The sequence below is a fragment of the Mesorhizobium sp. IMUNJ 23232 genome (genome assembly GCF_044326205.1).
GTDB lineage: Bacteria > Pseudomonadota > Alphaproteobacteria > Rhizobiales > Rhizobiaceae > Kumtagia.
On the sequence record NZ_JBIRCY010000058.1, the window covers coordinates 42,225 to 48,720 of the forward strand.

Sequence of the window (6,496 nt, forward strand, 5' to 3'; positions counted from 1 at the left end):
ACGTATCCTTAGGAAACTGTGCGGGTAGGCGTGGACAAGGCGGAGGTGGTCACGGTGCGGTCTTCTCCGTAATCCGGGTCAGGCAGCAGCCCTCCTGTCCGGGGGACCAGAGTTCAATCTCGAAGTCGAAGCCCGCCGCTTCCAGCGTCGCCTCGTCGAGCGCGGAAGCGCAGTAAAGCAAGGTGACGATTTCCTCCTCGCTGCATCCGGCCTCAACCCAAGCATCCTTGATCGGGCATGCCATCATCTTCACTTCCAGGCACGTGCTGTCGAGCCGCCGTATGTCCGGGGAAAACACCGACCCGTCATCCGGGGATTTCGCGAAGCCTTTTGCCATACATTCGAAGTCCCTCGGCGCACAGCCCGTAAGCGATTTGCCGATATGAAGACCGTGGGCGCGACTTGCACTTCGCATCACGTCCCTGGCTTCGTCTTCGCCATAGCGGACTTTCAGTTCGCGAAAGACCATCAGATAGGCCGTGCCTCGGTCCTTGATGGCGTCGTACAGCAACTTGTTGGTTGGCTTGTTACGCAAATCGTCTCTCCGAATAGTGTTGCGCAGCGGCGTTTCCGCACCCCGATCAAGTACGAACGAACCAAAGGCAAAGCGCGGCCCATTTTGCCGCCGGAAACTTGCAACCCAATCCCAACCAAAAGGCGAGGTACGCTGTCGGGAGCTACGCCGGTCGTTCGTCCTCCGGATGAAAGCACAAGCACCGGACACCTCATATGAGAATGATCGGCGCAATCATGCAACCAAATCTCGACAGCGTCCTGCATCACCGGGAGTCTCCCAATGATCCCCACCATTACCGCTTTTGAACAGTCTCCTGATCGCGGCCAGGGACTCGCGCGCGACATGCGCGTGCGCTGGGCGCTCGAAGAGGTGGGCCAGCCCTACGACGTTCGTCTTGTTTCGTTCACCGAGATGAAGGAACCGGCACACCGCGCGCTTCATCCCTTCGGGCAGATTCCGACCTATGAAGAAGGCGATCTTGCTTTGTTCGAGACAGGGGCGATCGTGTTCCATATCGCCGACAGCCATGCGGGCCTGCTGCCAGACGATGCCAATGCCAGGGCGCGCGCGATCACATGGATGTTTGCGGCCCTCAATACAGTCGAGCCGCCGATCGTTGAGCTCGAACAGGCCCCGTATGCGGAGCGCGACAAGCCCTGGTACGAAGAGCGCCTGCCTATCATGGAGGATCGCGTCCGTGGCCGGCTGGATGACCTTTCCAAGCGGCTTGGCGATGCCGACTGGCTCGACGGCGCGTTCAGCGCCAGTGACCTCATGATGGTGATGGTGCTGCGCAGGCTGGAGGGATCGGGTATACTTGAGGAATATCCGAACCTCTGCGCCTACGTCTCGCGCGGCCAAGCACGACCCGCCTACATCAGGGCTTTCGAGGCACAATTGGCGGTTTTCACCCCCACATCGGCCGGCTGACGGGTGCCGCCGGGCCATGTAGCTCGTCGGCAACCCGTCCCTTTGGAAGTTTTTGGAACTATTTGGCGGGCCTTGAGTACGGCGCTGTTCGTTTCCAGCAGAATTCAGCCTCTTTCAGGTCGAGGGCCTCTTGCCCTCCAACTGCATGGAGGCAACCATGAACGATACCCTTGCGCCGCATCGGGCGGCATGGCCGGAAACGCCGATGGGGCCCGCGTGGCGCCGGCGCTACGGCTTGGTGACGCTGAGAAACGTCATAGCGATCTGGGACAAGCGGAAACGCTTTCGCCGAGACCTTGCGCTGATGTCGAGGGACGATCCTCACCTGATCGACGACATCGGCCTGACGAGGCGGCAAGCGGAAGCCGAGGTCGCCAAACCCTTCTGGCGAGCATAGCGCAGGGCCGCTATGACCGCCGAAAGCATGACATCACCGCAGGAGGATCGAATCCCGTGGGCCGCGATGGCGGGCATTATTGCGACCGTCACCGTCTTCGCTCTGGCGCAGGGGCTGACCTATCCGTTGCTCAGTTTCATCCTGGAGCGGCAGGGGACGACTCCCGGCCTCATCGGCTTGTCGGCGGCGATGACGCCGCTGGGTTTCATCGTATCCGCGCCCTTGATTCCGGCGCTGGCGCGGCGCGTGGGTGCGGCGCGGCTTGCGATCCTGGGTTCTATCCTGGCAGCGGCCACTCTGATCGCTATCGCCTGGACGCAGGATGTCTGGACCTGGATGCCGCTGCGCTTCCTGCTCGGCTTCTTCGCCAATCCGCTTTACGTGATCAGCGAGACCTGGCTGATCTCGATCACGCCCGCCCCACGCCGGGGCCGCATCATGGGCCTCTATTCATCAGTCGTTTCGGCTGGATTCGCCATCGGCCCGCTGTCGCTCGGCCTGGTCGGCAGTGAGGGATGGCCGCCCTTCATGATCGGCATCGTGGCTTTCATCCTCTGCGGCCTCATCGTGCTTGCCGTGGTGCCGCGCCTGCCGGACATGCCGGATGAAGGCGAAGCAACATCGGTCGGCAGCTTCTTCGCGCTTGCGCCGCTCCTGTTGTTTGCGGTGTTCGCCGCCGCCGCCTTCGAGCAGGTCGTGATGTCCCTGTTTGCGGTCTATGGCGCCGCGCTCGGCAGCGCCGAGGCGCGTATCGCTTCGCTCATCGCCTGTTTCACCGCGGGCAATGCCGTGCTGCAGATCGTGCTCGGACGCGTGGCCGAACGGTTTGGCTCGACGCGAACCATGTTGTTCTGCGTTCTGGCTTCGCTGGCCGGCTGCCTGCTGCTGCCTCTGATCTTCAACGCGTGGCTCGTCTGGCCGATCGTTTTCATCTGGGGAGGGGTGTCGTTCGGAATCTACACCATGGCGCTGATCCAACTCGGCGAGCGTTTCACCGGCCAGGCCGTGATCGCCGGCGCCGCGGCCTTCGCCTTCATATGGGGCAGCGGCGGCATCGTGGGCTCGCCCGCGACAGGACTGGCGATGCAACTGATCGGATATCCAGGGCTGCCATTGTCGCTTGGCCTGCTGTCCTGTGTCCTGGCGGTGTTTCTGATAGTGGAGAGAAGGCAGGTCTGATCGGGGCACCTGCGGCGTTCCGCGTCTATGGCATGCCGCGTTGCATGGATGGCAAGCCTGCGGCGAGGGGACTTTGCAGGTTCTTCAGGTTGGGGGGCTTCTTGGTGTGACTGTTTCGACAGCCGATTCTTCACGAATAGCACGAATAGATCGTGCGTCGATCGGCACGGCGATCCAGGGCCAAAGCAAAAGGCTTGCACGAATGGTTACTGTCTCGGCGCGAGGCCATCGAGCAGGAAGCTTAGGCCTTTTTGGAAGGCGCCATCCCAATCGTCATCCAGCAGCAGGCGGGAGCGTTCGATTGCCGGGTAGCGTTCCTCGAGATGCTCAAGGCGCTGCTGCGCTACAGCCCTGTCGTCGTGCGACAGGTCGAAACTCGCCCGGGTGATAGTGGCGCCCATGACATAGTTCCAGAGCGACCATATCGCAGGGTTCAGATCCGCGTCCGCTACACCGGCTCTGGACAAAGTCTTGCCCAGCAGTTCCAGTCGACCGAGAATATTCGGGCCGAGCGCCCGGCGCGGCAACAGCGATGCCGACCAGGGGTGGCACAGCATGGCGGCGCGCCAGTCTTCGAGCATATGAACGACTTCTCCGCGCCAGTCCTGAGGCTCAACCATTCGCGGCGGTCCGCGATATTCGAGCACCGAGTCGAGCGCCAGATCGAAGACATCCTCCTTGTTGTCGACATGCCAGTAGAGGCTCATCACGCCCGAGCCGAGGCGATCGGCCAGCCGACGCATCGTTAATCCGTCTAGCCCTTGAGCGTCCAGCAGTTCCACCGCGGTCGCCACGATGCGTTCGCGAGAGAGCGGCGGTTCACCGCCCAGTTCCTGCGCGGGCCGGGACGACTCGGCTTTCCGTTGAGCCCCTTTGCCCCGGGCGCTGCCACGCTTGGCTGCCATCTGTCTTCCTCGCTGGTCAGAACGTCGATTTGGGCCGGCAATACGATCAATGTCGATCCCAAGCGATTGACTCGTACGACGTACGATGCGATCGTATGGTACGCTGTACGAATCGATCATATCGGCGATGGGTTAAAGTTCAATCATGCCGGCCGCGAGGGTGCTCGCAGTCGGCAGAGCCGAGAGAAAATCATGTCACACGCAATCAAGCATCTGCTTATCGGAGGACTAATCACCATGACCATCGGCGTTCCCACTGCGACGACCGCGAATGAGAGTGATCGCAAGCTGACCATCGTCAACCCGCAAAACCTCTACGACCCGACGCCGAATGGCTACAGCACGGCGGTCATCACGCCCCGCGGAGCCCGGGTGGCCTACATCTCCGGACAGGGCGGCCAGGACAGCACAGGAGGCTTGTCACCCGACTTCGCCGTCCAGGTAAAGCAGGCCTACGCAAATTTGCGCACTGCGCTGGATGCGCTCGGTGCCAGACCGGATCAGGTCGCCAAGCTCACGGTCTTCGTGGTCGACCACGATATGTCCAAGCTTGAGGTGCTGACCAGGAACGTCAAGGAAATGTTCGGCGAGACACTGCCGGCGCAGACCCTAGTTCCCGTTCCCAAGCTTGCAATTGATCCCATGCTCTTCGAGGTGGAAGCCATTGCCATTCTGGAATAGCGGCGCCGACGGATCAGGCGCGATTGCCAGTTGTGAGAACGGGAAACCGATGGGGACGTCAAGGCGGAGGGGGTTGGGTTGCCGGCGCGACACCCCACCCGTGGAGCGCGCCACCGCTCACATACAGTCAGCATTCGATATCGGGCTTTGCCGGTATTCCACGCCGATGCAATACGATGCCAAACGATATAGGAATTATTTCCTCGATCTTTTCCGCTGCTTTGCTATCATGCGCACCGAACGGAGGCTGGAATGGACCGCAGAGAACGCAAAGGCGAGCAGGAGACGCTGAACCGCATCGCTTTCATGCTGCTTCGGCTGGCCGTTCTGGCCCAACTCCTTTGCGTCCTGCCGCTCCCGGTTCGCGCTTTTGTGCTGTCGTTCCTGCGGCCGGCCGAGGCAGTCGCGCGGGCGTTTGCCAATGAGCGGGCTGGCGGCGCGCTTGCCTTGCCTCCGGCTGCGATCCGCAGCGCAGGTGGCGACGGTTGCGCCGAGGCTTTGCGGCTCGCCCGCTGTTTGCGTGTGCTGGCCTCCATCCTCGGCGGCTTGCAGGGTTCTGGCGGGCGGCGGCTGTTTCGCTGCAGGCCGGACGGGCATCCTGCACAACACGCGGCGGCGATTGTATGGCTGGGCCATTTCATGAGGGCGCGAGGCGCAATCGTCCTCCGCGGGGCGGGACGCATCGATACGTCCTGACCGACGTCCAGTGCCGGTCAGGCTCCGCCTTTTGAGAATTCGAACGCCATCCGCCACGTGCGTTTGGGGGGGCGCGGGTTTTGGTATTTTGATGCCGATGGCGGTCAAAGCTAACCTCCGTATGACCTCAACGGAATGTGGCGGCGATGTAGAAATGTCGCCGGTTCTGCAAAATAGAAATGTCGCATCAGGCGTTCAGCGGGCAGAGCGCAGCAAGTTAGAAATGCGACAGCGACGCGCTTCCCGGCGCTGACGTGAGCGTCCGATCGGGCGTCAGCTGGTCGGGGTTGCGCAGCCCGATCGGGCGTGATCCAGTCGAACTCCTTCGGCTTTAGCTTTGAGGGCCGCTTCACTCCGCCGCCGCCAACCTCGCCAAGGCCTTCTCTCGCCTGGCAATGACAGCCGGATCGTTCATGAAATCCGTCCTGCGACCCGGTTTCGTTCCGCGTTTCTTGTAGGCGCTCTGCTCGCTGTTCGTCTTGATCTTCGGCGCCGGCCCTGTCTCGTCCTGCTGGACCTTGATCCAGGACAGCACCTCGCCGAGCCGCTTGTTCTCGGTAATCGCGGTATGCGTGACGCGCTGCTCCTTGTCGAAGACGGTGTAGGGCAGGGAGCATGCCTTCCAGCGAACATCCAGGCGGCCGTCGGCGAACTCGTAGGTGTCAACGTATTTGCCGACCAGACCGCACGAGATGTCGTTCTTCTCCAGCATGATTTGCTTACGCTCATAAGAGAACGACAATTGCTGGCTCACGCAACGCAGCTCGCGCTTGCACAGCACGTCGCGCAGCCGATCCGGCGGCACATTCAAAGCGCGATGCAGATTGTCTGGCCGGGCAGGGACCTTGGCGAACCTCTCGTTGAAGTCGGCCATGAACGCCGGCAGGAACACATTGGCCGCCTCGATGTCCGATACGCCGGCGAGACGCAGTTCCTTCACAAGACGGTCCTGCAGCGTCCGATTGACCCTTTCGACCCGGCCTTTGGCCTGGCTCGAATTGGCGCACAGGATCTCAATGTTGAGTTCTGACAATGCGCGGCCGAACTGGGTTATGCCGCGGCCAGCCTTGGCATCCTTCTTAGCGATCCGGAAAACCGTGTGCTTATCGGAATAGAATGCGACCGGGCAGCCGTGTGCCTTCAGATAGAGTTCCAGCGCCTCGAAGTAGCTGAAGGTGCTCTCAGACTTCA

At 61.6% G+C, this 6,496-nt stretch carries 8 protein-coding genes; 5 read left to right on the forward strand and 3 right to left on the reverse strand.

What is annotated here, in order from left to right; translation table 11 throughout:
• Positions 1-49 precede the first annotated feature (49 nt).
• A complete protein-coding gene (locus ACH196_RS30170; protein WP_396650547.1) occupies positions 50-535 on the reverse strand; it encodes an L-2-amino-thiazoline-4-carboxylic acid hydrolase in 486 nt (161 codons plus the stop codon).
• Between the two features lie 261 nt (positions 536-796).
• Between ACH196_RS30170 and ACH196_RS30175 the strand changes: the two genes are divergently transcribed.
• The 3 genes from ACH196_RS30175 to ACH196_RS30185 all read left to right on the forward strand — a co-directional run bounded on the left by ACH196_RS30175 (position 797) and on the right by ACH196_RS30185 (position 3,023).
• A complete protein-coding gene (locus ACH196_RS30175) occupies positions 797-1,447 on the forward strand; it encodes a glutathione S-transferase family protein (protein WP_396650548.1) in 651 nt (216 codons plus the stop codon).
• A 157-nt stretch (positions 1,448-1,604) separates the two neighbouring features.
• A complete protein-coding gene (locus ACH196_RS30180; RefSeq protein ID WP_396650549.1) occupies positions 1,605-1,844 on the forward strand; it encodes a DUF1127 domain-containing protein in 240 nt (79 codons plus the stop codon).
• Between the two features lie 12 nt (positions 1,845-1,856).
• Positions 1,857-3,023 (forward strand): MFS transporter, encoded by a 1,167-nt coding sequence (locus ACH196_RS30185; protein WP_396650550.1) that lies wholly within the window; start codon positions 1,857-1,859, stop codon positions 3,021-3,023.
• Between the two features lie 206 nt (positions 3,024-3,229).
• Here ACH196_RS30185 and ACH196_RS30190 read toward each other — a convergent pair whose 3' ends face one another.
• On the reverse strand, positions 3,230-3,928 hold the full coding sequence (locus ACH196_RS30190) for a TetR/AcrR family transcriptional regulator (RefSeq protein WP_396650551.1): 699 nt from the start codon (positions 3,926-3,928) through the stop codon (positions 3,230-3,232).
• Between the two features lie 192 nt (positions 3,929-4,120).
• Here ACH196_RS30190 and ACH196_RS30195 point away from each other — a divergent pair, with 192 nt between their 5' ends.
• Both ACH196_RS30195 and ACH196_RS30200 read left to right on the forward strand, forming a co-directional pair.
• Positions 4,121-4,609: a RidA family protein gene (locus ACH196_RS30195; RefSeq protein WP_396650552.1), complete on the forward strand. Its 489-nt coding sequence runs from the start codon at positions 4,121-4,123 to the stop codon at positions 4,607-4,609.
• Positions 4,610-4,861: 252 nt separating this feature from the next.
• Positions 4,862-5,305: a hypothetical protein gene (locus tag ACH196_RS30200; protein WP_396650553.1), complete on the forward strand. Its 444-nt coding sequence runs from the start codon at positions 4,862-4,864 to the stop codon at positions 5,303-5,305.
• A gap of 349 nt (positions 5,306-5,654) precedes the next feature.
• On the opposite strand, the gene ACH196_RS30205 is transcribed toward ACH196_RS30200, so the two are convergent.
• Positions 5,655-6,496 (reverse strand): ISNCY family transposase (locus ACH196_RS30205; RefSeq protein ID WP_396650554.1); only part of this gene is annotated, 842 nt, incomplete at its 5' end.